The organism is Brevundimonas sp. EU05-FHT14B11, assembly GCF_058790835.1.
The window spans coordinates 432,209-456,435 of sequence record NZ_JBYTCY010000002.1; the positions used below are offsets into that span (position 1 = coordinate 432,209).

Genomic DNA, 24,227 nt, shown 5'->3' on the forward strand with positions numbered 1-24,227 from the left:
GGCATGAGCGACACCACCATCGACACGGCCGCGCCGCCCGCCGACCGCTTGACGCCCCTGCTGTTCGCGGTCGCGATCTTCACCTCGGCGTCGCTGGTCTTCGTGGTCCAGCCCATGGTGACCAAGCTGGTGCTGCCCATGCTGGGCGGCTCGCCGTCGGTGTGGAACACCGCCATGGTCTTCTTCCAGGCGGCGCTGCTGGCCGGCTACGGCTACGCCCACGCCGTGCAGAAGATCGGCTCGATCAAGCTGCAGGTCACCGTCCATCTGGTGCTGCTGACCTGCGCGGCCCTGTTCCTGCCGCTGCACATCAACGGCTGGCTGGGCGATCCCGACCCCGCCGCGCCCATCGGGTGGCTGCTGGGCACTCTGGCCCTGTCGGTGGGCGCGCCCTTCGCCATCCTGTCGGCCACCGCGCCCCTGCTTCAAGCCTGGTTCGCCCGGGTCCGCGCCGGTCATGCGGACGGCAAGAACCCCTATGTGCTGTACGCCGCCTCCAACCTCGGCAGCTTCCTGGCGCTGCTGTCCTATCCGGTTCTGATCGAGCCGCTGTCGACCCTGTCCGGCCAGCGTCTCGGCTGGAGCGGCGGCTACGCCGTCTTCATGATCCTGATCGCCCTGCTGGCCTTCGTGGTCTGGAGCCGCCGGGTCGACCGCGCCGCCGAGCCCGCGGCGCTGGAGAAGAGCGCGCCGATCCCGTGGCGCGAGAAGGGCGTGCTCGTCCTGCTCGCCGCCGCGCCGTCCAGCCTGATGCTGGGCGTCACCGCCCACCTGTCCACCGACGTTGCCTCTGCGCCCTTCCTGTGGGTCATCCCGCTGGCGCTCTACCTGCTGACCTTCGTCATCGCCTTCCAGAACAAGCCCTGGATCCCGCTGCCCATCACCCTGATCGTCCAGGGCGCGGTCGGGGCGGTCTGCGTGCTGCTGGTCGCCTTCCGCTCGGCCAACTGGGGTCTGGCGTTCGGCATCAACATCATCGCCTTCTTCTTCGCCGCCCTGATGTGCCACCAGCTGCTGGCCAAGCGGCGGCCCGCGCCGGATCGGCTGACCGAATTCTACCTGCTGATGTCGCTGGGCGGCGTGGTCGGCGGCGCCTTCACGGCCCTGCTGGCCCCCGTGATCTTCAACATGGTCTGGGAGTATCCGCTGGTCCTGGTTCTGGTCGGCCTGGCCCGTCCGTGGGGCAAGGGCGAGATCACCGGCAAGCTCCTGGGCGCCCTGATCGCCGCCGCCGCGGTGGCCGCCGCGCCGGTCCTGCTGTCGCTGTGGCTGGATTCCAACGACGAGGCGCGCCGGGCCTTCTACCAGTTCTTCCCGCTCGGCATGGGTCAGCTGGCGATGTTCATGCTGATCCCGGCGGCGATCTGCGCCTTCCTGGTCCGAGACCGGGCGCCGGTCTACACCGTCATCCTGGTGATGATCGCCCTGTCGTCGCAGTGGATCGCGCGGGGCTACGACTGGACCTTCTCGGAGCGCAGCTTCTTCGGCGTCATGCGGGTGGCCAATGTGCAGGACCCCCGGCTGGGCGGCGATGTCCATGTGCTGATGCACGGCACCACCCTGCACGGAGCGCAGGCGCGGCACGGGCACAACGAGTGCGCGCCGACCCTCTACTACAACGTCGCCACCCCCATCGGTCAGTCGGCCCTGATGGTGCAGCAGCGCGGGCCCGCCCGGATCGGCGTGGTGGGGCAGGGCTCGGGCGCCATGGCGGCCTACAAGCGCCCGGTCGACCGCATGACCTTCTTCGAGATCGATCCGGCGGTGGACCGGCTGTCGCGCGATCCCAAATGGTTCACCTACATCTCGAAATGCGCCGAGGGGCCGATCGACACCGTGCTGGGCGACGCGCGCCTGACGCTGAACCATCAGCCCGCGGGCAGCTACGATCTGTTGATCATCGACGCCTTCTCGTCGGACGCGGTGCCGACCCACCTGCTGACCGCCGAGGCGATCCAGGGCTATCTGCGCCTGCTGAAGCCGAACGGGGTGGTGTTGCTGCACCTGTCGAACCGCAACCTCGAGATCACCCTGCCGGCCATCGCCGCGGCCCAGCAGCTGGGCGTGCCGAGCCTGCACCAGATCTATTACGAGGGCACGGAGTCGCCCGACATGTCGGAAGCCTCGACCGAGGCCCTGATCCTGTCGCCGACCGCGCAAGGCCTGGCGGACTTCACCCGCGACCCGCGCTGGACGACGCCCGGCCGGACCTCGGTGCGGCCGTGGACGGACGACTACGTCAACCTGTTCGGGGCGCTGTGGCGCAGCCGCTTCCCGCCGCCGGAACGCCCGCTCTAGGGGGAGGGCAGTTCCAGCGTCGCCACGGCCTGGGCCGCCAGGCCCTCGCCGCGGCCGGTGAAGCCCAGACCCTCGGTCGTCGTCGCCTTCACGCTGACGGCGTCCAGCGGCAGGTTCAGGATCTCGGCCAGCCGCTCGCGCATGGCCTGCCGGTGCGGCTTCACCTTGGGCCGCTCGCAGATCAGGGTCACGTCCACGTTCGACAGCCGCCCGCCGCGCGCGCGGACCAGATCGGCCGCATGCTTCAGGAACAGGTCCGACGAGGCGCCTTTCCACCGCGGATCGGTGGGCGGGAAATGATCGCCGATGTCGCCTTCGCCCAGCGCGCCCAGGATGGCGTCGGTCAGGGCGTGCAGGCCGGCGTCGGCGTCCGAGTGCCCGATCAGGGTCTGGTCATGCGGCACTTCCAGCCCGCACAGCCACACCGACGATCCCGGGCCCCAGCGGTGCACGTCGTAGCCCTGGCCGACGCGGACGGTGCGGGGGATCAGGGCCTCGGCCATGGCGAAATCCTCGGGGAAGGTCAGTTTCATCAGGCGGGCGTCGCCCTCGACGATGCGGACGCGGCCGCCGGCGCGCTCGACCACGGTCGCCTCGTCCGTGGCGGTTTCGCTCTCGGGCCAGGCGGCGAAGGCCTCGGTCAGGGTCTTCAGGCGGAAGGCCTGGGGGGTCTGGGCGCGCCACAGGGCCTCGCGCTCCACCGCGCCGGACACCACCCCGTCCACGGCGCGGCGCAGGCTGTCGGCGACGGGCAGGGCGGGCAGGGCGCCGTCGGCGTCATCCAGCGCCTGGACGCAGCGGGCGATGACGGCCGCGGACAGGAAGGGGCGGGCGGCGTCATGCACCAGCACGGGGCGGTCGTCCGCTCCGCCCAGCGCCGCCAGTCCGGCCCGCACCGAGTCGGTCCGCGCGACGCCTCCGACGACCGCGCGCCAGCCGGTCAGGCCCGCCAGCGCTTCGGCGGCCTCGGCCTCCGCGCCCGGAGACACGACCACCACCAGGTCCTCGGCGCCCGCCTTCAGCAGGGCCTCGACCGACCAGCGGATCACCGGCTTTCCGCCCAGCGGGCGCCATTGCTTGGCCCCGCCGGCGCGCGATCCGGAGCCGGCGGCGACGACGACGGCGGCGAAGGCGGGGAGGGGCGAGGTCATGTCCGGCCTTCTAATGGCCGCCGTCATGCTTGACGAGAGCGCATTGAACGGCGGTAAGGAGCCGATGACCGCAGGCCTTCAGATCGGCGACGTGTGGGTGCCCGGGCGGGTGCTGACCGCGCCCATGACCGGGATCACCGATCTTCCCTTCCGCGTGCTCGCCTCGCGGCTGGGCGCCGCCTATGTCGCCACCGAGATGGTCGCCGCCGCCGAACTGGCGCGCGCCCGTCCCGACGTGGTCCGCCGCGCCGCCGTGGGCGAAGGCCTGCCCCTGACGGTGATCCAGCTGGTTGGCCGCGATCCTGTCGCGATGGCCGAGGGCGCGCGCATGGCCGAACAGGCCGGAGCCGACATCGTCGACCTGAATTTCGGCTGCCCCGCCAAGGAGGTCACCGGCGCCGCCTGCGGCTCGGCCCTGATGCGCACGCCGGACCTCGCCTGCCGCCTGATCGAGGCGGCGGTGGCCGCCACCACACGACCTGTGACGGTGAAGATGCGCCTCGGCTGGGACGACGCCAGCCGCAACGCCGCCCTGATCGCGCGCCGGGCCGAAGAGATCGGCGTCAAGGCGGTCACCGTCCACGGCCGCACGCGCCAGCAGTTCTACACCGGCAGGGCCGACTGGACCGCCGTCGCCGAGGTGAAGGCCGCGGTCTCCGTCCCGGTGGTCGTCAACGGCGACATCCTGACCGCCGAGGATGCGCGCAACGCCCTGGCGCAGTCGGGCGCGGACGCCCTGATGCTCGGACGGGGCGTCTACGGCCGTCCGTGGCTGGCGGCCCATCTGGAGCGGGCGCTGGCCGACGGGACCGTTCTGGAAGAGCCGGGCCGCGAGGAACGGCTGGCTATCGTCATCGAACACCTGCGGGCCTCCGCCGCCTTCTACGGCCTGCCGCTGGGGCTGAAGATGTTCCGCAAGCATCTGGGCTGGTACGTCGAGCAGGCGCCCTGGCCCGGCGATCCTCTGGACCGCCGCGCGGCCAAGAGCCGGCTGTGCCGTCTCGACAGCCCGGCCGAGGTCGAGGCGGCCTTGACCGAACTGTGGTCTCCGGTGACGCATTCCAGCAACTCTGTTGTTGATATTGCGCCACAGCTGGTTGAAGCTGGCGCGGCATGACGGACACACCCGCCGCCGACGTCGATCCCGCACCGACCGCCCCCCGCGGTCCGGCGCGCTGGTTCGCCGGCTGGTCGGAGGAACGCCGCCGCACGGTCTTCTTGGTCGCCTACGCCATCGCCCTGATCACCAATATCGCGGCCATCTGGCTGGTCGCCGTGGCCCCGGGCCTCGGCGGGGAAGGGGCCCGGGCCTCGGTCAGCCAGACGATGCTGCTGATCCTGATCGCCAACCTGCTGCTGATCGGCGGGCTCGCCGCGACCGTCGGCCGCCGCGCCTTCAGCCTGGTTCGCCGTCGCCGGGGCGACGCGGGCGCGCGCCTTCACCTGCGCTTCGTGATCCTGTTTTCGTCGGTGGCGCTGGTGCCCGCCGTCCTGATCGCCCTGGTCTTCGGGGTGCTGGTCAACCGCGGGGTGGACCAGTGGTTCAGCGACAACGTCCAGGCCGCCGTCGACAACGGGGCCGCGATCGGCCTGGCCTACACCAGCGACGTCTCCAGCGAGATCGACTCCGACATCACCGTCATCGGCGAGCAGCTGGAGGGCATCCGCCCACTGTTCAATAACCGCATCCAGTTCTCCGACGCCCTCAGCCAGGTCGGCCAGCTGTTCGGCTATCCGGCCGTCTATCTGCTGGACGAGAACGGCGAGGTGCTGGCCAGCGGGGAAGGGCCGAACGCTCCGCCCTACGTCGCTCCGTCCCGCGAGGCGCTGGAGGAGGCGCAGACGCAGGAACAGCCGTCCGTGCAGCAGCTCACGGAGGGGCCTGACGCCATTCGCGGCCTGCGCGCCTTCCCGGCCTACGGCGGCGCCTACCTTTATCTCGTCCGGCCCCTGCAGCCGGGCCTGATCGGACAGGTCGCCTCGGCCCGCGAGTCCATCGTGGCCTACAAGGAGGCCGAGGCCAGCCGGGCGCGCATCCAGGCCGTGTTCGCGCTCAGCTATGTCGAAACCGCGCTTCTGGTGCTGGTCGGCGCCGTCTGGCTGGGCATGTCGGCGGCCAACTCCATCTCGGCCCCGATCGGCCGTCTGGTCGTGGCGGCGGACGCCGTGGCGGGCGGCGATCTGTCAGCCCGGGTGGACGCGAACGACGGCCCCGGCGAGATCAAGACCCTGTCGGCCGCCTTCAACCGCATGACCGGCGACCTGGAGGCCCAGCAGGCCGCGCTCAGGACCGCCAGCGAGGAGGCCACGGGCCGCTCCCGCTTCATCGAGACCGTGCTGTCCGGCGTCTCCGCCGGCGTCATCGGCGTCGACCGCCAGCGCCGCGTCTCGGCCATCAACGACAGCGCCGTCGAACTGCTGGGCATTTCGGAAGACGACATCATCGGCCGTCCGCTGGGCGACGTCTCGCCCGAGCTCAGCGAGCTGGCCGGCCGCGCCGAGGCCCATATCGAGGAAGAGATCGACGTGGGCGGCGAGGCCGAGACCCGTCGCCTGCGTGTCCGCATCGAGGGCGGGGTCGGCGGCGAGATGGTGCTGACCTTCGACGACATCACCCGCCTGGTCACAGCCCAGCGCAACGCCGCCTGGCGCGACGTGGCGCGCCGCATCGCCCATGAGATCAAGAACCCCCTGACCCCGATCCAGCTCTCGGCCGAGCGTCTGCGTCGCCGCTACCGGAGCCGGGTCGAGGACGACGTCGAGGTCTTCGACCGCTGCACCGAGACCATCATCCGCCAGGTCGGCGACATCGGCCGCATGGTCGACGAGTTCTCGTCCTTCGCCCGCATGCCCGCGCCGCGCTTCACCGCCGAGAAGCCGGACGAGCTGTTGCGCGAGGCCGTGTTCGCCCAGCGGGTGGCCGCGCCCGACATCGGCGTGGACCTGATCGAGCCCCTGCCCAAGGTCACCTTCCACGCCGACCGCCAGATGGTCGGCCAGGCCCTGACCAACATCCTGAAGAACGCCGGCGAGGCGGTGGCGGCCCGCCGCGAAGCCCAGCCGCGTCCGGGCGACGATGCGACGCCCGGCATCTCGGCCCGGCTCATCGTCGAGGACAGCGTCGCCACCTTCGTCATCGAGGACGACGGCCCGGGCCTGCCCGCCAAGGACCGCGACCGCCTGACCGAACCCTATGTGACCACGCGCGAGAAGGGCACGGGCCTCGGCCTGGCCATCGTCAAGCGCATCTGCGAGGAGCACGGCGGCGAGCTGAAGCTGGCCGACGCCGAGACCCTGTCCGGCGCGCGCGTGTGCCTGATCTTCCCCCTGAAATCCCCAGTGAAGGCTCCGGGGCCGAAGGACGCGAAAGCGTCCGGCGGCATTATCCCGGCGGCCCAATAAGCGAGGCGATATGCGTTCCACCGGAGCCGATATCCTGGTTGTCGACGACGAGGCCGACATTCGCGAACTGGTCTCGGGCCTGCTCGAGGACGAGGGCCACGCCGTGCGCGTCGCCTCGAACTCCGACGAGGCCCTGGCCGCCATTCGCGCGCGCCGCCCGTCGCTGGCCCTGCTCGACATCTGGATGCAGGGCGGCGGCCTCGACGGCCTCGAACTGCTGGACCTGATCAAGGAGCTGGATCCCGACCTGCCGGTCGTCATGATCTCGGGCCACGGCAATATCGAAACCGCCGTCAGCGCCCTGCAGCGCGGCGCCTATGACTTCATCGAAAAGCCGTTCAAGTCCGACCGGCTGGTCGTCGTCGTCCAGCGCGCGCTGGAGGCCTCGCAGCTGAAGCGCGAGAACCGCCGCCTGCGCGCCCAGGTCGCCGCCCCGACCGGCCTGATCGGCAAGTCGGCGGCCGCCCAGACCCTGCGCTCGACCATCGCCAAGGTCGCCCCGGCCAACAGCCGTGTCCTGATCTCGGGTCCGCCCGGCTCGGGCAAGGAGCTGGTCGCCCGCCAGATCCACGAGGCCAGCGCCCGCGCCCGCGGCGAGTTCGTGGCCATCGCCGCCGCCGGCATGACCCCCGAACGCCTCGACCTGGAGCTGTTCGGCGAGGAGGGCGTCGATGGCCGGCCGCGCAAGATCGGCGTGTTCGAACGCGCCCACAACGGCACCCTCTACCTGGACGACGTCGGCGACATGCCGCGCGAGAGCCAGAGCCGCGTCCTGCGCGTCCTGGTCGAGCAGCGCTTCCGCCGCGTCGGCGGCGAGCAGGACGTGCAGGTCGACGTTCGCGTCGTCACCTCCACCTCGCGCGACCTCAAGACCGAGATCGCCGAGGGCCGCTTCCGCGAGGACCTGTTCCACCGCCTGAACGTGGTGCCGATCCGCGTGCCGGCGCTGTCCGAGCGCCGCGAGGACATCCAGGAGCTGGTCGACTACTTCATCGAAACTCTGGCGTCGTCGCAGGGGCTGCCGCGCCGCCGGCTGGGCGACGACGCCATCGCCGTGCTGCAGGTCCATCCCTGGCCGGGCAACGTCCGCCAGCTGCGCAACAACGTCGAGCGGCTGCTGATCCTCGCCACCGGCGACATCAACGATCCGATCGGCGCCGACGCCCTGCCGTCCGAGGCGACCAACGCCAACTCCACCGGCACCCTCGGCGCCGAACGCATCATCGCCCTGCCGCTGCGCGAGGCCCGCGAGGTGTTCGAGCGTGAATACCTGGCCGCCCAGATCATGCGCTTCGGCGGAAACATCTCGCGCACCGCCGCCTTCATCGGCATGGAGCGGTCCGCGCTGCACAGAAAGCTCAAGTCGTTGGGCGTCTCGCCGTCCCGCGGCGGCGAGGAAGAGGAAGAAGGGCCTGTCGAGGAATGAGCCGCGTCGCCTACGTCAACGGCCAGTACGTCCCGCACAACCGCGCCACCGTCCATGTCGAGGACCGCGGCTTCCAGTTCGCCGACGGCGTCTATGAGGTCTGGTCGGTCTTCGACGGCCGCATGGCCGATTTCGACGGCCACATGACCCGCCTTCACCGCAGTCTCAACGAGCTGCGCATCGACGTCCCCATGTCGCGCGAAAGCCTGACCCAGGTGCTGAAGGAAACCATCCGCCGCAACCGCGTCCGCAACGGCATCGTCTATCTTCAGGTCACGCGCGGCACGGCGCGCCGCGACCATCCGTTCCCGCCCGAGGGCACCCCGCCCAGCGTGGTGGTCACCTCCAAGTCCATCAACCCGATGAAGTCCGACGCGACCGCCGCCAACGGCGTGGCCGTGGTCACCACGCCGGACATCCGCTGGGGACGCTGCGACATCAAGACGGTCGGCCTGCTGGCCAATGTGCTGGCCAAGCAGCACGCCCGCGACCGCGGCGCCTATGAATGCTGGATGGTCGACGACATGGGCCTGGTGACCGAGGGCTCCTCGACCAACGCCTGGATCATCGACGAGCACGGCAAGCTGCGCACCCGCGACACCCAGGCCAACATCCTCAAGGGCTGCACCCGCACGACTCTGCTCGACATCCTCAAGGAAGAGGGCATCGAGCTGGAGGAACGCGGCTTCACCGTGGAAGAGGCCCAGCGCGCCAAGGAGGCCTTCTTCACCGCCGCCGGCGCCTTCGTCATGCCCGCCGTCTCCATCGACGGGGTGAAGATCGGCAACGGCAAACCCGGGCCGGTCGCGACCCGTCTGCGCGAACTTTATATCGAACGCGGGACCCGCGACGCCATCTAGGGCGTTGCGGGAGGCGCGGGGGCGGGTAAGGTGGCGGTCGCCGGCATCGACCGGTCCCGCGCCGCTCCCCGGCCGGAGAACAACAAGACCAGGGATAACCTGCCATGTCTCAAGACAAGCGTCAGAACCTTCAGGACACCTTCCTCAACTCGGTCCGCAAGACCAAGACGCCGCTGACCATCTTCCTGGTCAACGGGGTCAAGCTGCAGGGCATCGTGACCTGGTTCGACAACTTCTGTGTGCTGCTGCGTCGCGACGGCCAGTCCCAGCTCGTCTACAAGCACGCCATCTCGACCATCATGCCCTCGGCGCCCGTGCAGCTGTACGAGCCGGAAGCCGACGAGGACTAGGTTCCTTCATTGCTATCGTCATCCCGGCGAAAGCCGGGACCCAGCGCCGCCGCGACGGCGGCGAAATGCCGGTGCTCCCGACAGGGTCACGCTCACGCGCGCCGCTGGGTCCCGGGGTTCGCTTCGCGCCCCCGGGATGACGATAGCAAGGAGGTACGGCGCGGGATGGTCCAATGGCCCGTGAGTTCCTATCTAGGAGCCTTGCACCACAACATCCGCACCTCGGGTCCAGCCCGAGGACGACGCCCATCAGAAAGCCCCCAGACCTGACCACCAAGCATATCGACCATTCCGTCCCTCTGATCCGGGCGGTCGTCATCCACCCCGACGGACGTTCGGAAAGCTCCCGCCTCGCCGAGGAACGCCTCGAGGAAGCCGTGGGCCTGGCCCGCGCGCTGGACCTCGACGTGCGCGCCGAAGAGATCGTGCGCGTGCGCAAGGTCACGCCCGCCACCCTGTTCGGTTCCGGCAAGGTCGATGAGCTGGCCGCCCTGGTCCGCGCCGCCGAGGCCGAAGCCGTGGTCGTCGACGACGACCTGTCCCCGGTGCAGCAGCGCAATCTGGAGAAGGCCTGGGAGTGCAAGGTCATCGACCGCACCGGCCTGATCCTCGAGATCTTCGGTCGCCGCGCCCGCACCAAGGAAGGCCGGCTGCAGGTGGAACTGGCCCGGCTGGACTATGAGCGCTCGCGCCTGGTCCGCACCTGGACCCACCTGGAACGCCAGCGGGGCGGCACCGGCTCTACCGGCGGTCCCGGCGAAACCCAGATCGAGCTCGACCGCCGCCTGATCGCCGACCGCATCGTCAAGCTGAAGGCCGAGCTGGAAGAGGTGCGCCGCACCCGCGGCCTGCACCGCAAGGCCCGCCAGAAGGTCCCGTTCCCGACCGTGGCCCTGGTCGGCTACACAAACGCCGGCAAGTCGACCCTGTTCAACCGGCTGACGGGATCGGAGGTCTTCGCCAAGGACCTGCTGTTCGCCACCCTGGACACCACCCAGCGCACCATCCGCTTGCCGCAGGGCCGTCCGGCCATCGTGGCGGACACTGTCGGCTTCATCTCGGACCTGCCGCACGAACTCGTCGAAAGCTTCCGCGCCACCCTGGAAGAGGTCGGCGAGGCCGACCTGATCCTGCACGTCCGCGACATCGCCTCCGCCGACAGCGAAGCCCAGGCCAAGGACGTCGAGGCGGTGCTGAAACAGATCCCCATGGTCGAGGGCGCCAACGGCGAACCCAAGCCACGCCGCATCCTTGAGGTCTGGAACAAGATCGACCTGCTCGACGCCGAGGCCCGCGAGGCCGTGCTCGGCCAGGCCGAACGCCTGCGCGCCCAGGGTCAGGCCGTGGCCGTCTCCGCCTGGACCGGGGAGGGGATCGATCCCCTGCGCGAGACCATCGCGGGCCTGATCGACGACGATCCCGAGAGCGCGCTGGTGCTGGCCCCCCATCAGGGCGAGGCCCTGGCCTGGCTCTATGAGAACGGCCGGGTCACCGGCCGCGAGACCGACGACGAAGGCCGCACCCACGTCACCGTGCGCCTGCACCCCGCGGCGCTGGGCCGGTTCGAGCGGCAGTTCGGCTGACAGGCGTCCGTTTTCGCCGCATCGCCGTGCCATACTGCGGCGCAGGATGATTCAGGCGCGGAACACGACGAACAGTGCGATTCTCGACTCGTGACATAACAGGGACTTACGGGCAGGTTTCGCACTGTTCGCACCCCGTTTTTTCCGTCGTGCGAAAGAGCGCGCGATGCACCTGATCGAGACCACCCTCCTGCTGCTCCTGGCCGTGGTGGTGTCGGGCTCGGTCGCCCGCATCACCCGCATCGCCCTGCCGCTGGTCCAGATCGCCCTGGGGGCGGGGGTGGTGCTGGTCACCGGCGAGGCGGTGGATCTGGAGCCGGATATCTTCTTCCTGCTCTTCCTGCCGCCCCTGCTGTTCCTCGACGGCTGGCGCATTCCCAATGAGGCCCTGTTCCGCGACCGGGCGGTGATCCTCGAGCTGGCGCTGGGGCTGGTGGTCTTCACCGTCGTCGGTCTCGGCTTCCTCCTCTGGTGGATGATCCCGGAGATGCCGCTGGCCGTGGCCTTCGCCCTGGCCGCCATCCTGTCGCCGACCGATCCCATCGCGGTCCAGGCCATCGCCGCCCGCGCCCCGATCCCCAAGCGGCTGATGCATATTCTCGAAGGGGAGTCGCTGCTCAACGACGCCACCGGCCTGACCTGCATGCGGCTGGCCATCGTGGCGGCCTCCACCGGGACCTTCGTCCTGAGCCATGCGGTGGCCAGCTTCGCTTGGCTGGCGCTGGCCGGTGTCGCCGCGGGGGTCGGCGTGACTCTGCTCATCAGCCTGGCCAAGGCCTGGGTCAGCCGCCGGTGGGGCGAGGATGTCGGCGCCCAGATCCTGATCAGCCTGCTGATCCCCTTCGCCGCCTATCTGGTCGCCGAGAAGGTGCACGCCTCCGGCATCCTGGCCGCCGTCGCGGCCGGCGTGACCATGAGCTTCACCGAGCGGGGCGGGGCCAAGGGCCAGGCGCTGGCCGTCACCCGCGTCCGTCGCGGCGCCGTCTGGGACACGGTCCAGTTCGCCGCCAACGGCATCATCTTCGTCATCCTGGGCGAGCAGATGCCCTCGATCCTGTCGCGCGCCGCCGAGGTGGTCGCGGGCACCAGCCGGCCCGAGGTCTGGTGGCTGGCGATCTATGTCTTCGTCACCTTCGCCGCGCTCGCGGCCCTGCGCTTCATCTGGGTGTGGACTTCCCTGCGCCTGACCCTGTTCCGCAAGCGGCAGAAGGGTCCGCCGCCCAAGGTCGGCCTGCGCCTGACCGCGGTCATGTCGCTGGCGGGGGTGCGCGGGGCCATCACCCTGGCGGGCATCCTGACCGTGCCCTTCACCCTCGACGACGGCTCGCCCATGCCGTCGCGGACCATGGCCATCTTCCTGGCCGCCGCGGTGATCATCGTCTCGCTGATCGTGGCGACCATCGCCCTGCCCAGGCTGCTGAAGGGCGTCGAACTGCCGCCCGAGCCCTCGCACCAGCGTGAGGAGGACCACGGTCGGGTCGCCGCGGCGATGGCGGCCCTGCGCGCCATCGAGGACGCCTCCCACACCATGGCCGAGGGGCGACCCAATCCGGACCTCTATTCCGACATCGCCAGCCGGCTCATGGAGATCTACCGCCGCCGCATCGAAAACCGCACCCGCACCGACGAGGACGATCTCGAGGCCGCCCGCCAGGCCGATGTCGTCGAACGCGAACTGCGTCTGGTGGGGCTCGCCGCCGAACGCATCGAACTCAGCAAACTGGCGCGCTCGAAATTGATCGACGAGACCACGGCGAAACGGCTGATGCGCGAGATCGACCTGCAGGAGCTGCGGTACAGCTAGCTGGCGTCGAACGGCCTCAGCGGCGTGTCTCCGCGCAGGTAGAGCGGATGCTTCGGACTCCCGTCTGCGTTGGTCCCGAAGCACCATAGGGGCACCCCGTCCCGCCGCAGCGCCTCGACCAGGGCCTTGCCCGCTGGGGCCAGCGCCTTGTTCAGCTTGCCGTGGCACAGGACCACCAGCCCGGCTCCGGCGGCGGCCTTGCGGATGGCCGGCAGGTTCGCGGGCGACGAGGCCTCGACCCCGGGCTCCAGCAGCATCTTCGGATGGGTCGCCCGATAGTCCCCGACATTGGCCTTGACCATGGCGTCGAACCCCTCGCGCTGGCTGAAGGTCCACTCCCGCGCGCAGGTCGGGTCGTTGACGCTGGCGTCCGCCGTCGAAGGGTTCATGCCGATGAACAGGACGTAGCGCTCGGGGAACTCGGGTCCCAGCCAGCGCCGCATCAGTTGGCGATAGCGTCCGTCCGGGCTGAAGGTCGCGTCGCCGTTCACGCCCGGCATCAGGGCCAGGCGGACCTTGCCGCCGGGATCGTGCTGATCAGCGCTCATGCCCGCTCCGCCGCCTTGGCCGCGTCCCACAGACCGTCCATCTCCGCCAGGTCCGACTGCTCCGGCGTCTTGCCCGCCTTGGCCAGCTCCGCCTCGATGAAGCCGAAGCGGCGCACGAACTTGGCGTTGGACCCGCGCAGCGCGTCCTCCGGCTCGACCCCCAGCTTGCGCGCCAGGTTGGCCACCACGAACAGCAGGTCGCCGACCTCGCCCTTGGCCTTGTCGAGGTCCCCGGCGGCGATCTCGGCGCGGAGCTCGGCGACCTCCTCGTGCAGCTTGTCGAAGACCTCGTCGGTCGAGGGCCAGTCGAAGCCGACGCGGGCGGCGCGCTTGGTCAGCTTGGCGGCGCGGGCCAGGGCGGGCAGGCCTACCGGCACGTCATCCAGCACCCCGTCCTGGGCCTTGGCCTTGCGCTCGGCGGCCTTGATGTCCTCCCAGCGGGCCTTCTGCGCCACGCCGTCGGCCTTGGCCGCCTCGTCGCCGAAGACGTGGGGGTGGCGGCGCTCCAGCTTGTCGGCGATGGCGTCGGCCACGTCGTCGAACACGAACAGGCCCTGCTCCTCGGCCATGCGGGCGTGGAAGACGACCTGGAACAGCAGGTCGCCCAGCTCGGACTTCAGGTCGTCCATGTCGCCGCGCTCGATGGCGTCGGCGACCTCATAGGCCTCCTCCAGCGTGTAGGGGGCGATGGTCTCGAAGGTCTGCTCCACGTCCCAGGGGCAGCCGCCCACGGGCGCGCGTAGCCGGGCCATGATGGCGTTCAGGCGGTCGATAGGCGTCATGCGGCGTCGCGTGCTTCAAGCGCCAGGCGGATCTCGTCGTGCCGGGCGGGCGTCAGCGGATAGTTCTTCAGCACCAGCGCCGCCGCCGCCAGCAGCAGGCCGGGCAGCAGGATGAAGAGGACCTGCAGGGTCAGCAGCGACATCTCGCTGTTGCCCCCCGCCGGCGCGATGGCCTTAAAGCCCACCCACTGCAGGATCAGGTAGGGGATCAGGGCGACCACGTGGCCGATCTTGGTCGTGGCCGACAGGATGGAGAACATCAGGCCGGTGCGGTCCACGCCGGTCTCCAGCCGGACCTCATCGCCCACATCGGCCATCATGGCCCGCAGCAGGAACAGGCCCGCCGCATAGGGCAGGCCGGCCAGGAACATGACCGCCGCCGTCAGGGTGAAGTTGCCGCCCGGGACCAGGGTCGCGCCGATGTAGAGGCCGGCGAAGCTCAGGCTGGCGATGGCCAGGGCCTTGTCCTTGCCCACCCGCGTGGCCAGCCAGGCCCAGAAGGGCGCGCCCACCAGGCCGGCGACGAAGTACAGCAGCATGAACAGCGAGGCCTCGGTATGCCCATAGCCCTTGATCTGGCCGAAGAAGAAGAACAGCAGCGAGCCGGTGATGCCCGGCGCCACGCCCAGAAGTACGTCCGCGAACAGCAGCTTCCGGACCGCCTTGCGCTTGAACAGGGCGAGATAGGCCTTGGGCCCGCCGTGCGGCGCGGCGCCGGCGTTGACCGGCTCGGGCACCACGAACAGCGTCAGGCCGATGGTGACGGGCAGGGCGATCAGGATGGCCCAGCCCATGATGCGCACGCCGTCGGCGTAGGTGCCGATGCCCAGCTGGATGACCACGGTCGGCAGGATCAGGATCAGGATCACGCCGATGATGTTGAACACCTGCCACCAGCCGTAGACCCGGCTGCGCTGGTCGTATTCCGGCGCCAGCACCGAGGCCCAGCCCAGCTGGCCCAGGGTGGCGATCGAGAAGCCGAGGTAGAGCACCAGCAGCCAGGCGAAGAGATAGGCCGCCCCGGCGCCCGGCTGAACCAGCACGAACATCATCAGGGCCGAAAGCATCAGGACCGGGGTCGAGGCCACCATCCACGGGCGGTAGCGGCCGAACCGGGTCTTGGTCCGGTCCATGGCCCAACCGATGAAGGGGTCGAAGGTGATGTCGATCAGGCGCACGGCCATGAACACCGTCGCCACCACGCCCAACTCCAGGCCGACGAAGGTGGCGTAGAACTCCGGCAGGGTGACCGGCAGGGCCACGCCGAAGGCCGCCAGCGGCAGGCAGACGGTCGAGAAGGCGGCGAGCACGGCGTTGGAGCGGCGAGCCGGGGCGGGCGGTGCGGCGTCGGTCATGGACAGGTCCGGTGCGACGGTCCCGAGTCGCCGTCCGCGCCACCATGCCGCCTTTGCCGTCCGCGCGCGAGGGTCGCGAAGGGCCTTGCCGCCGACATGATCTCCGGGCCACCATCCCTCCATGATCCGGGGCGTCCTCCTGTCGAAACTCGCGGCCAGCGCGGCCCTGCTGGCGGGCCTGTGCCTGGCCGGCGCCGCCTCGGCCCAGGAACGTGGGGAGGGGCGCGGCGGCTGCGAGGCCGATCCGGTCGAATGGGGCGGCCCGGCCTTCGCCAACGCCGTCTCCTTCCAGCGCATGGAATGGGCGCCCTTCAGCGCGACCGAGTTCGGCTGGGAGACCTATCTGCCGCTGATCCAGAAGGAGATCGGCACGGACTGCGCGCCCGCGTCGCCGCGCTTCTCCCGGGCGCTGGCCGAGTTCCAGTACAGCCACGGCCTGCCGCCGACCGGCTGGTTCGACGCGGCGACATTCCAGGTGTTCCGCGGCGTCTGGCAGGAGCGGCGGCCCTTCATCATGGCCCGAGTGCGCGAGCAGCCCTGTCCCGACCCGCCGCCGCTGTACCAGCTCGGCTATCTGGTCGAGTCCGAGGAGCACGCCGACCGCCTGACCCGGCTGCTGCGCCGCGACGTGCTGGACGCCTATCGCGAGCTGGTCGCCGCCGCCCGCGCCGAGGTGCCCGAGGTGGCCAACGATCCCGAGCTGCTGCAGATCTTCTCCGGCTTCCGGGATCCCGAGGCGGACGCCGCCCGCTGCGCCCAGCAGGGCAATTGCGACGGCCTGCGCCGCGCCGCCTGTTCGCCGCACCGGACCGGAACGGCCGTGGACCTCTACGTCGGCCAGATCGCCGGGCTGGGGGTGGACAACACCTCGGCGTTGAGCCGCCTGCACATGACGCGCGGCCCGACCTATCGCTGGCTGGTCCGGAACGCGGGGCGGTTCGGCTTCGTCCCCTATGTCTATGAACCCTGGCACTGGGAGTGGGTCAGCCCGACCGGCGGCTACGTCGGCGCGCCCCCGGCGCCCTGATGCGTCCGCTGACGCCGGGCGAGACCGAGCTGGCCCGCGAGGCCTTCGGGGACAGCCTGGAGTGCGAGACCATCCGATTCCTGCCGGCCCCATGGCCGTTCGACCGGGCCTTCGTGCCCGGCCGCTGGTTCTGGCGGGACTGGATCGTCTGGCCCAAGAGGTCGCTGCCGGCCGATCTGTCGACCGCGCCGCTGGGCCGCCAGTCGACCTTCATCCATGAGCTGACCCACGTCTGGCAGGCGCAGCACGGCGTGAACCTGCTGACCGCCAAGCTGGGGGCAGGGGACAGCCTGGCCAGCTACGCCTATCCCCTGGCCGCCGATTGCGACTGGGACCATCTGAACATCGAGCAGCAAGCGATGGTGGTGGAGCACCGCTTCCGGCTGTCGCGCGGAATGACCGTCCCCGCGGACCAGGCCTTCTACGACCGGGTGTGTCCGATCAACCGGGCCTAGTGCATGGGACCGGCTACGATCTCCAGCTTGTTGCCGTCCGGATCCAGCAGCACGGCGCCGTAGTAATCCGAGGCGATGTCCGGGTGGGCTCCGGCCGGGCGGACGATGGTCGCGCCCAGGGCCACGGCGGCGTCGAAGGCCTCGTGCACGGCGGCGCGGCCGGGGGCCGAGAAGGCGATGTGGCTGCCTAGGCCGGCGACGCGTTCGCCTGACACCGGATAGACGAAGAACTGACGCACCAGACCGCCGGGGCCGAAGGCGAGCTCCGAGTCCGAGGCCGCAGCCTCGCCGTGGCCCAAGGGCGAGAAGAAGGCGGCGTAGAAGCGCCGGGCCGCGTCGAGATCGCGAACGCCGACGGAAAGATGATCGAACATGAGGGCTGCTCCCGGCCTATTTGGATGGACGTGGGAAACCGGAACGGTCTTCGCAACATTCCTGCGGCGGGCTCTTGCGCCTGACCGGCCGACCGCTCAAATGGGCACTGATACTGTTGCTGTATCTAAACCCTCAGGAGATGCCCTATGGCCCGCGTTCTGGTTCTCTATCACTCCACCTACGGCCACATCGAAACCATGGCCGAGGCGGTCGCGGAGGGCGCGCGCTCGATCGAGGGCGTGACGGTCGATATCAAGCGCGTGCCGGAACTGGTGCCGGAAGAGCTGGCCAGGGAGAGCGGCTACAAGCTGGATCAGAGCGCGCCGATCGCGACCGCGGCCGATCTGGAGAATTATGACGCCGTCATCGTGGGCGCGGGCACCCGCTACGGCACCGCCGCCTCGCAGATGCGCAACTTCTGGGACCAGACCGGCGGCGTCTGGATGAAGGGCGCGCTGGTCGGCAAGGTCGGCGCGGCCTTCACCTCGACCGCGACCCAGCACGGCGGTCAGGAAACCACCCTGATCGGCCTGATCCAGACCCTGCTGCACCACGGTATGCTGATCGCGGGCCTGCCCTACGCCTGGAGCGGCCAGCAGACGATGGACGAGATCACCGGCGGCTCGCCCTACGGCGCCTCGACGATCACGGGCGGGACCGGCGCCCGCATGCCCAGTGACAACGAGCTGGACGGCGCCCGTTTCCAGGGCCGCTACGTCGCCGAGACGGCGAAGAAGCTGTTCGGCTGATCATGCGGCAACCGGCGATCTTCTTCGGTCACGGTTCCCCGATGAACGCGCTGGGCGGTCCGTTCGCGGACGCCTGGCGCGCGCTGGGCGAGGCCGTGGGCAAGCCGAAGGGCGTGGTCATGGTCTCGGCCCACTGGGAAACCGGCGGGCTGGGTGTGACGGCGCAGACGCATCCTGAAACTATCCACGATTTCGGTGGTTTCCCCGCGGAACTGCATGCGATGCAATATCCCGCGCCGGGGTCGCCGGAGCTGGCCGCGCGGGTGTCCGAGCTGACCGGCGCCGTCCAGACGGAACAGTGGGGTCTGGACCATGGGACCTGGTCGGTGCTGGCCCACGTCTGGCCCGAGGCCGATGTGCCGATCGTCCAGCTGTCGCTAAACCGCCAGTTGGACGCGCGCGGTCACTATGAACTGGCTCGACGCCTGGCGCCGCTGCGGAACGAGGGGATCATCATCGCCGGTTCGGGCGACTTCGTGCACAACCTGCGCGCCTGGAAGCGCGCGGGCGGCGAGCCGTATGACTGGGCGGTGCATTTCAACGAGGCGGTGAAATCCGCCTTCGTGCGCGGCGACGACGACGCCCTGGTCGACTGGGTCGGCCTGGCCGAGGACGCCCAGCTGAGCGTGCCGACCGACGAACACTATCTGCCGCTGCTCTACGTCGCCGCCCAGCGGATGCCGGGCGACGACGTGAGCTTCTTCAACGACGTCATCGAGGGTGGATCGATCTCGATGACGGGCGTCAGGATCGGCTGATCAGCCGCCCTTCTTCATGGCGCTGTCGACCGACCACGGGCCAGGGCCCGCGGCGACGAAATACAGGAAGACGAAACAGTACAGGGCGATGGTCTCGCCGCCGTTGACGATCGGGAACGCGCCCATCTTGGCGTGGACCATCCAGTAGCCGACGGCGCAGAAGCCGGAGGCCAAGAAGGCGACCGGACGGGTGAACAGGCCGATCAGGAACAGGGCGCCCAGCACCAGCTCCAGCGGACCCGACAGGCCGGCCAGGCTGAGGCCCGGGGGCGGCACGCCGTCGACGGCCGGGAAGCCCAGCACCTTGGCCGTGCCGTGGCTGATGAACAGAAGACCCGTGACAATCCGCAGGACGCTGAGCAGCTGCGGCTGATAGGCGGAGAACTTGTTGAACATGGAACCCTCCCTCTCGTTTCAGAGAACGGCACTCTGAGCCGAGTCGGGCGGGGGACAAGTCAGACCGGCCTGATCAGGCGGCCCAGGTCACGCGGCCTTGTCGACCTCGGCCATCTGCTGGATGGCGACGTAGTCCGTCTTACCCGTGCCCAGGACGGGCACCTCGCCGACGCGCATGATCTTCTTGGGCACCGCTAGCTCGGGTGCACCGTGCTCGCGGGCCCATTCGGCCAGGCGGGCGACATCGGCGTCCTTGCGGTCTGTGACCAGCACCAGCTTCTCGCCCTTGCGGCTGTCGGGGATGGAGACCACGGCGTGGCGCGATTCCGGCCAGACGGCGCTGGCCAGGCCCTCGACGGCGGTCAGGGAGACCATCTCGCCGCCGATCTTGGCGAAGCGCTTCACCCGACCGAGGATCTCGATATAGCCCTCGTCGTCGATGGCGACGATGTCGCCGGTGTCATGCCAGCCGTCCTTGAGCGGCTCGATGGCGCGGGGGTCGTCGGCGGACAGATAGCCTTCCATGACGTTGGGGCCGCGCAGGTACAGCCGGCCGCCCTCGGCGATGCCGGGCACCTCTTCCAGCTTCCAGTCCATGCCGGGCAGGATCTGGCCGACCGAGCCGGGGCGGTTGCGGTCCGGATGGTTCACGGCCACGACCGGCGCCGCTTCGGTGGCGCCGTAGCCTTCCAGCAGCTTCAGGCCGTGGAAGCGGGTGTTGAACAAGTGGTGGGTCTCGTCGCGCACCCGTTCGGCGCCGGCGACCACGAACTGGAGCGTGGAGAAGTCGTCCGGCCCGGCGACGCGGGCGTACTGGTTCAGGAAGGTGTCGGTCGCGAACAGGATCGAGGCCTTCACCTGCGGCAACAGCTCGACGATCTGCTTGGCGTGCAGCGGTGAGGGGTACTGGAAGGCTTTCATGCCCTGCAGCAGGGGCAGCAGCACGCCGCCGGTCAGGCCAAAGCAGTGGAAAGTCGGCAGCGGGTTGAACATCACCCACTCCGGCTTCAGATGGATGTGCTGGGCGACCTGGCGGCAGTTGGCGACCAGGTTCCACTGGCTCAGCACCACGCCCTTGGGCGCGCCGAAGCTGCCGGAGGTGAACAGCACCACGCCGGGCGACGACGGGTCGGCCTTCACGGCGAAGCGCTTGGGCATCATGCCGGCCATCAGGCCGTACAGCTTGTCCTGCAGGCCGATGGAGGCGCGCACGTCGTCCAGCCAGACGATCTCGGCCACGGTCTCAATGTCGGCGATCAGCTCGTCCAGCTTGGCCTGCTGGATGAAGCGGCGGGCGGTCAGGACCTTCTTCACGCCCGCGGCGGCCAGCGCCGCCTTGATGTTCCGCTCGCCTGCCGTGAAGTTGATCATCACCGGCACGCGGCCGTGCGCGTGCAGACCGTAGAAGGTCACCACCACGCCCATGCTGGACGGCAGCAGGATGCCGACGCGTTCTTCCAGTTCGGTTACCGCGGCGATCTTGCGACCCAGGACGAAGGCGGCGCGGATCAGGCCGGTATAGGTCAGGGGCTTGCGATCCTGGTCCTCCAGGATCTCCTTGTCGCCATAGGTCTCACGCGCGGCGATCAGGGCGTCGAATATGGTTTCTTCGCCGACCTTGGCTTCCAGCGGTACGCGCAAAACTCATCCTCCGTCGGCGCGTTGTCCCGCGCCCGTGCTTTAGAGCGGGGAAACTAGTGCGCGGCGTTCACCTTGAAAAGATGCGTTACCTTGCGTGAGGTTCCGCCGCGCCTTGCCTTCGCCGCAGGGAAAGACGACATACCGCCTTCAAGCCTTCGGAGCCCGAGCCCGCCTTGGTCACCCTGATCGACACGTTGAAGAAGACGCCGTCCGAACTGCGTCACCCGGAAAAGCAGAACCGCCCGGAGACAGCGGTGCTGAAAAAGCCGGACTGGCTGCGCGTCAAGGCGCCCGGATCGGGCCAGTACAACGCCACCAAGGAGATCGTCCGCTCCAAGGGGCTGGTGACCGTCTGCGAAGAAGCGGCCTGCCCGAACATCGGCGAGTGCTGGAGCCAGAAGCACGCCACCCTGATGATCATGGGCGACACCTGCACGCGGGCCTGCGCCTTCTGCAACGTCAAGACAGGCCTGCCCCAGCCGCTGGATCCGGAAGAGCCGGCCAAGGTCGGGCTGGCCGTCGCCCAGATGGGCCTGAACCACGTCGTGATCACCTCGGTGGACCGCGATGACGTGTCCGACGGCGGCGCGGCCCACTTCGCCGAGGTGGTGCGCCAGATACGCCTGCAGGCGCCCAACACCACCATCGAAATCCTGACGCCCGACTTCCTGCGCAAGGACGGGGCGGCCGAGGTGATGATCGACGCCACGCCCGACGTCTTCAACCACAACCTCGAGACGGTTCCGCGCCTCTATTTGAAGATCCGGCCCGGCGCCCGCTACTTCCACTCGTTGCGCCTGCTGCAGATGGTCAAGGAGCGTGACCCGAACCAGTTCACCAAGTCCGGCATCATGGTCGGCCTGGGCGAGACCAAGGAAGAGGTCATGCAGGTGATGGACGATATGCGCTCCGCCGGCGTCGACTTCATCACCATCGGCCAGTACCTGCAGCCGACCCGCAAGCACGCGGCGATCGAGCGCTTCGTCACGCCGGAAGAGTTCAAGGCCTATGAGGCGATCGCCCGCGCCAAGGGCTTCCTGATGGTGTCGGCCAGCCCGCTGACCCGCAGCTCGCACCACGCCGGCGACGACTTCGCCCGGCTGAAGGCGGCGCGCCTGGCCCAGACCGGTCGCTGAGCCGCGCTTGGCCGTTCATCGCGTCACGAAAATCCTGCCCTATCAACCGGATCAGCTGGCCGAGCTGGTGGCGGACGTGAAGGCCTATCCCCACTTCGTGAAGTGGGTGACGGGCATGCGGACCTGGAACCGGCGCGAGGAGCGCCCGGGCGTCTGCGTCGAGGACGCCGAGGCCTCGGTAGGCTTCTCCTTCCTGACCGAGAAATTCTCGACCTGGGTGCGGCATGACCAAAACCGGCCGATGGTCGAGGTCGGCCTGCTGCGCGGGCCGTTCCGGCACCTGAAGAACCGCTGGGAGTTCTTCCCCGATCCCAAGGGAACCCGGGTGGAATTCATGATCGACTTCGCCTTCCGCTCGCCGCTTCTGAACGGGATGCTGCAGGCCAATTTCGACCGGGCGGTCTCGGCCCTGATGTCCAGCTTCGAGGCCGAGGCGGCGCGGCGCTACGGGCCGAAGGCATGAGCTTCGATTTCGACGCGACGGTGGTGGGCGCCGGCGCGGTCGGGCTGGCCTGTGGCCGGGCGCTGTCCAGGCGCGGACTGACGGTGCTGGTGCTGGAGGCGGCGCCGCACATCGGCCAGGGCGTGTCCTCTCGCAACAGCGAGGTCATCCATGGCGGCCTCTACTATCCGACCGGTTCGCTGAAGGCCCGATTCTGTGTCGAGGGGCGGCGGCTGCTCTACGGTTTCCTGGACAGCCACAAGGTCGACTACCGCAAATGCGGCAAGCTGGTCGTGGCGACCGAGGAAACCGAGGTCGAACGCATCGAGGCCATCTTCGACCAGGCCGCGGCCAACGGCGTCGAGGGGCTGGAGCACCTGACCGGAGCCCAGGCGCGGACCCTGGAGCCGGGTCTGAACGCCCACGCGGCCATCCTGTCGCCCGAGAGCGGCCTGTTCGCCAGCCACGACTACATGCTGGCTCTGCAGGGCGAGATCGAGGACGCGGGCGGCTCCGTGGTCGTATCCACCCCCTTCGAACGCGCCGCTCCCCGGCCGGGCGGCGGCTTCACGATCACGGCGGGCGGGCCAGATTCGGGGGAGGGCGGCGCGACGCTGACGACCGGCCTGCTGGTCACCGCGCCGGGTCTGCAGGCGCAGGATGTCGCCGCGCGGATCGAGGGCTATCCGGCCGACCGCATCCCCAAGGGGCGTCTGGGCAAGGGCGTCTACTTCCGTCTGACCGGCAAGGCGCCGTTCGAGCGGCTGGTCTATCCGCCGCCCATCCCCGGCGCGCTGGGCACCCATTACCGGAAGGATCTGGGCGGGCAGGGGGTGTTCGGGCCGGACCTCGCCTATGTCGAGACCGAGGACTATTCGGTCGATCCCGCCAAGGCGGCGGAGTTCGAGCACTACATCCGCCGCTTCTGGCCCGGCCTGCCGGACGGCGCGCTGACGCCCGACTACGCCGGCATCCGGCCCAAGCTGCATGGCCCGAGCGAGCCGCAGCCGGACTTCCAGCTCAGGGACCGGTCCGAGCACGGGCTGGACGGGCTGGTGGCCCTGTTCGGCATCGAGAGCCCTGGCCTGACCAGCTCCCTTGCCATCGGCGAACGGGTCGCCGACATGTTGGCGCATGACTGACCTGACGATCCGGGACGCGACCCCGGCTGATATTCCCGCCCTGCACGCCCTGGTCGAAAGCGCCTATCGCGGCGAGGCGTCGCGCGCGGGCTGGACGACCGAAGCCGACCTGCTCGATGGTCAGAGGACGGATGCCGAGGACCTGGCTTCGATCCTGGCCGATCCGGAGCAGGGTCTTCTGACGGCGTGGCGTGACGACGTCCTGGTCGGCTGCATCCTGATCGCGCGGCGCGGCGAGGGGATCGGCTATTTCGGTATGCTGTCGGTCAGCCCGACGCTTCAGGGCGGTGGGCTGGGCCGGAGGCTGGTCGGCGCCGCCGAGGCGGCCATGGCCGACCGATTCGCCGCGCACCGCGTGCGCATCTCGGTCATTCCCCAGCGCGAGACCCTGATCGGCTGGTACGAGCGGTTGGGTTACGCGGCGACCGGCGAAACCCTGCCATTCCCTTATGGGGACGAGCGTTTCGGCCAGCCGCTGCGCGACGATCTGAGCTTCATCGTCATGGAAAAGGCGATCGGCTAGGTCTGTCGCCGCAACTGCCTTGAA

General features: G+C 69.5%; 23 protein-coding genes. 16 read left to right on the top strand and 7 right to left on the bottom strand.

What is annotated here, in order from left to right; genetic code table 11:
* The first annotated feature begins 3 nt into the window (after positions 1 to 3).
* The gene (locus tag AC3WRV_RS09585) at positions 4 to 2,298 is read left to right on the top strand and encodes a fused MFS/spermidine synthase (protein ID WP_492313057.1); all 2,295 of its coding nucleotides are present in this window, start codon (positions 4 to 6) and stop codon (positions 2,296 to 2,298) included.
* Here the strand turns inward: AC3WRV_RS09585 and AC3WRV_RS09590 are convergent.
* On the bottom strand, positions 2,295 to 3,449 hold the full coding sequence (locus AC3WRV_RS09590) for a bifunctional 2-C-methyl-D-erythritol 4-phosphate cytidylyltransferase/2-C-methyl-D-erythritol 2,4-cyclodiphosphate synthase (RefSeq protein WP_492313058.1): 1,155 nt from the start codon (positions 3,447 to 3,449) through the stop codon (positions 2,295 to 2,297). The two genes, AC3WRV_RS09585 and AC3WRV_RS09590, sit on opposite strands and share 4 nt — an antisense overlap.
* Before the next feature lie 64 nt (positions 3,450 to 3,513).
* Between AC3WRV_RS09590 and dusB the strand changes: the two genes are divergently transcribed.
* The 7 genes from dusB (at position 3,514) to AC3WRV_RS09625 (ending at position 12,874) form a co-directional block, all read left to right on the top strand.
* Positions 3,514 to 4,566, top strand: coding sequence for a tRNA dihydrouridine synthase DusB (gene dusB / locus AC3WRV_RS09595; RefSeq protein ID WP_492313598.1), 1,053 nt, complete (start codon positions 3,514 to 3,516; stop codon positions 4,564 to 4,566).
* On the top strand, positions 4,563 to 6,851 hold the full coding sequence (locus tag AC3WRV_RS09600; RefSeq protein ID WP_492313059.1) for a sensor histidine kinase: 2,289 nt from the start codon (positions 4,563 to 4,565) through the stop codon (positions 6,849 to 6,851). Before dusB ends, AC3WRV_RS09600 begins: the two co-directional genes overlap by 4 nt.
* Positions 6,852 to 6,861: 10 nt before the next feature.
* Positions 6,862 to 8,277, top strand: a complete 1,416-nt coding sequence (gene ntrX, locus AC3WRV_RS09605) for a nitrogen assimilation response regulator NtrX (protein ID WP_492313060.1) — start codon at positions 6,862 to 6,864, stop codon at positions 8,275 to 8,277.
* Complete coding sequence (locus tag AC3WRV_RS09610) at positions 8,274 to 9,137, top strand: D-amino-acid transaminase (RefSeq protein WP_492313061.1); 864 nt, start codon at positions 8,274 to 8,276, stop codon at positions 9,135 to 9,137. The genes ntrX and AC3WRV_RS09610 overlap by 4 nt, the downstream gene beginning before the upstream one ends.
* 104 nt (positions 9,138 to 9,241) lie before the next feature.
* Positions 9,242 to 9,487: an RNA chaperone Hfq gene (gene hfq, locus AC3WRV_RS09615; protein ID WP_013269198.1), complete on the top strand. Its 246-nt coding sequence runs from the start codon at positions 9,242 to 9,244 to the stop codon at positions 9,485 to 9,487.
* A gap of 266 nt (positions 9,488 to 9,753) precedes the next feature.
* Entirely contained in the window at positions 9,754 to 11,070 is a 1,317-nt protein-coding gene (hflX, locus tag AC3WRV_RS09620; RefSeq protein ID WP_492313599.1) for a GTPase HflX, read from the top strand.
* A 166-nt stretch (positions 11,071 to 11,236) separates the two neighbouring features.
* A complete protein-coding gene (locus AC3WRV_RS09625) occupies positions 11,237 to 12,874 on the top strand; it encodes a Na+/H+ antiporter (RefSeq protein ID WP_492313062.1) in 1,638 nt (545 codons plus the stop codon).
* Here AC3WRV_RS09625 and AC3WRV_RS09630 read toward each other — a convergent pair.
* From AC3WRV_RS09630 to AC3WRV_RS09640, 3 genes are read right to left on the bottom strand one after another with little or no spacing between them, the layout of a single operon-like run.
* A complete protein-coding gene (locus tag AC3WRV_RS09630) occupies positions 12,871 to 13,422 on the bottom strand; it encodes a DUF1643 domain-containing protein (RefSeq protein ID WP_492313063.1) in 552 nt (183 codons plus the stop codon). The genes AC3WRV_RS09625 and AC3WRV_RS09630 overlap by 4 nt on opposite strands.
* On the bottom strand, positions 13,419 to 14,204 hold the full coding sequence (gene mazG, locus AC3WRV_RS09635) for a nucleoside triphosphate pyrophosphohydrolase (protein WP_492313064.1): 786 nt from the start codon (positions 14,202 to 14,204) through the stop codon (positions 13,419 to 13,421). The genes AC3WRV_RS09630 and mazG overlap by 4 nt, the downstream gene beginning before the upstream one ends.
* Positions 14,201 to 15,559 carry an MFS transporter gene (locus tag AC3WRV_RS09640; RefSeq protein ID WP_291834737.1) on the bottom strand — a complete coding sequence of 453 codons (1,359 nt, stop codon included), beginning with the start codon at positions 15,557 to 15,559 and terminating at the stop codon, positions 14,201 to 14,203. The genes mazG and AC3WRV_RS09640 overlap by 4 nt, the downstream gene beginning before the upstream one ends.
* A gap of 121 nt (positions 15,560 to 15,680) precedes the next feature.
* On the opposite strand from AC3WRV_RS09640, the gene AC3WRV_RS09645 reads away from it, so the two are divergent.
* Together AC3WRV_RS09645 and AC3WRV_RS09650 are read left to right on the top strand one after the other, a co-directional pair.
* Positions 15,681 to 16,586 (top strand): D-alanyl-D-alanine carboxypeptidase family protein, encoded by a 906-nt coding sequence (locus tag AC3WRV_RS09645; protein WP_492313065.1) that lies wholly within the window; start codon positions 15,681 to 15,683, stop codon positions 16,584 to 16,586.
* Complete coding sequence (locus AC3WRV_RS09650; RefSeq protein WP_492313066.1) at positions 16,586 to 17,041, top strand: hypothetical protein; 456 nt, start codon at positions 16,586 to 16,588, stop codon at positions 17,039 to 17,041. The genes AC3WRV_RS09645 and AC3WRV_RS09650 overlap by 1 nt, the downstream gene beginning before the upstream one ends.
* Here AC3WRV_RS09650 and AC3WRV_RS09655 read toward each other — a convergent pair.
* Positions 17,038 to 17,415 carry a VOC family protein gene (locus tag AC3WRV_RS09655; protein ID WP_492313067.1) on the bottom strand — a complete coding sequence of 126 codons (378 nt, stop codon included), beginning with the start codon at positions 17,413 to 17,415 and terminating at the stop codon, positions 17,038 to 17,040. The genes AC3WRV_RS09650 and AC3WRV_RS09655 overlap by 4 nt on opposite strands.
* A gap of 147 nt (positions 17,416 to 17,562) precedes the next feature.
* Here AC3WRV_RS09655 and wrbA point away from each other — a divergent pair, with 147 nt between their 5' ends.
* Together wrbA and ygiD are read left to right on the top strand one after the other, a co-directional pair.
* Positions 17,563 to 18,165 carry an NAD(P)H:quinone oxidoreductase gene (gene wrbA, locus AC3WRV_RS09660; protein ID WP_291834726.1) on the top strand — a complete coding sequence of 201 codons (603 nt, stop codon included), beginning with the start codon at positions 17,563 to 17,565 and terminating at the stop codon, positions 18,163 to 18,165.
* A 2-nt stretch (positions 18,166 to 18,167) separates the two neighbouring features.
* Positions 18,168 to 18,923 (top strand): 4,5-DOPA-extradiol-dioxygenase, encoded by a 756-nt coding sequence (gene ygiD, locus AC3WRV_RS09665; RefSeq protein WP_492313068.1) that lies wholly within the window; start codon positions 18,168 to 18,170, stop codon positions 18,921 to 18,923.
* Here ygiD and AC3WRV_RS09670 read toward each other — a convergent pair whose 3' ends face one another.
* Together AC3WRV_RS09670 and AC3WRV_RS09675 are read right to left on the bottom strand one after the other, a co-directional pair.
* Positions 18,924 to 19,319: a DoxX family protein gene (locus tag AC3WRV_RS09670; protein WP_492313069.1), complete on the bottom strand. Its 396-nt coding sequence runs from the start codon at positions 19,317 to 19,319 to the stop codon at positions 18,924 to 18,926.
* Between the two features lie 87 nt (positions 19,320 to 19,406).
* The gene (locus tag AC3WRV_RS09675) at positions 19,407 to 20,960 is read right to left on the bottom strand and encodes an AMP-binding protein (protein WP_291834718.1); all 1,554 of its coding nucleotides are present in this window, start codon (positions 20,958 to 20,960) and stop codon (positions 19,407 to 19,409) included.
* A gap of 173 nt (positions 20,961 to 21,133) precedes the next feature.
* On the opposite strand from AC3WRV_RS09675, the gene lipA reads away from it, so the two are divergent.
* The 4 genes from lipA to AC3WRV_RS09695 are packed head-to-tail and all read left to right on the top strand — an operon-like array spanning position 21,134 to position 24,203.
* Positions 21,134 to 22,096, top strand: coding sequence for a lipoyl synthase (gene lipA / locus AC3WRV_RS09680; protein ID WP_291834715.1), 963 nt, complete (start codon positions 21,134 to 21,136; stop codon positions 22,094 to 22,096).
* Between the two features lie 7 nt (positions 22,097 to 22,103).
* A complete protein-coding gene (locus AC3WRV_RS09685) occupies positions 22,104 to 22,559 on the top strand; it encodes a type II toxin-antitoxin system RatA family toxin (RefSeq protein WP_492313070.1) in 456 nt (151 codons plus the stop codon).
* Positions 22,556 to 23,680: an NAD(P)/FAD-dependent oxidoreductase gene (locus AC3WRV_RS09690; RefSeq protein WP_492313071.1), complete on the top strand. Its 1,125-nt coding sequence runs from the start codon at positions 22,556 to 22,558 to the stop codon at positions 23,678 to 23,680. Before AC3WRV_RS09685 ends, AC3WRV_RS09690 begins: the two co-directional genes overlap by 4 nt.
* Positions 23,673 to 24,203 carry a GNAT family N-acetyltransferase gene (locus tag AC3WRV_RS09695; protein ID WP_492313072.1) on the top strand — a complete coding sequence of 177 codons (531 nt, stop codon included), beginning with the start codon at positions 23,673 to 23,675 and terminating at the stop codon, positions 24,201 to 24,203. The genes AC3WRV_RS09690 and AC3WRV_RS09695 overlap by 8 nt, the downstream gene beginning before the upstream one ends.
* Positions 24,204 to 24,227: the final 24 nt, after the last annotated feature.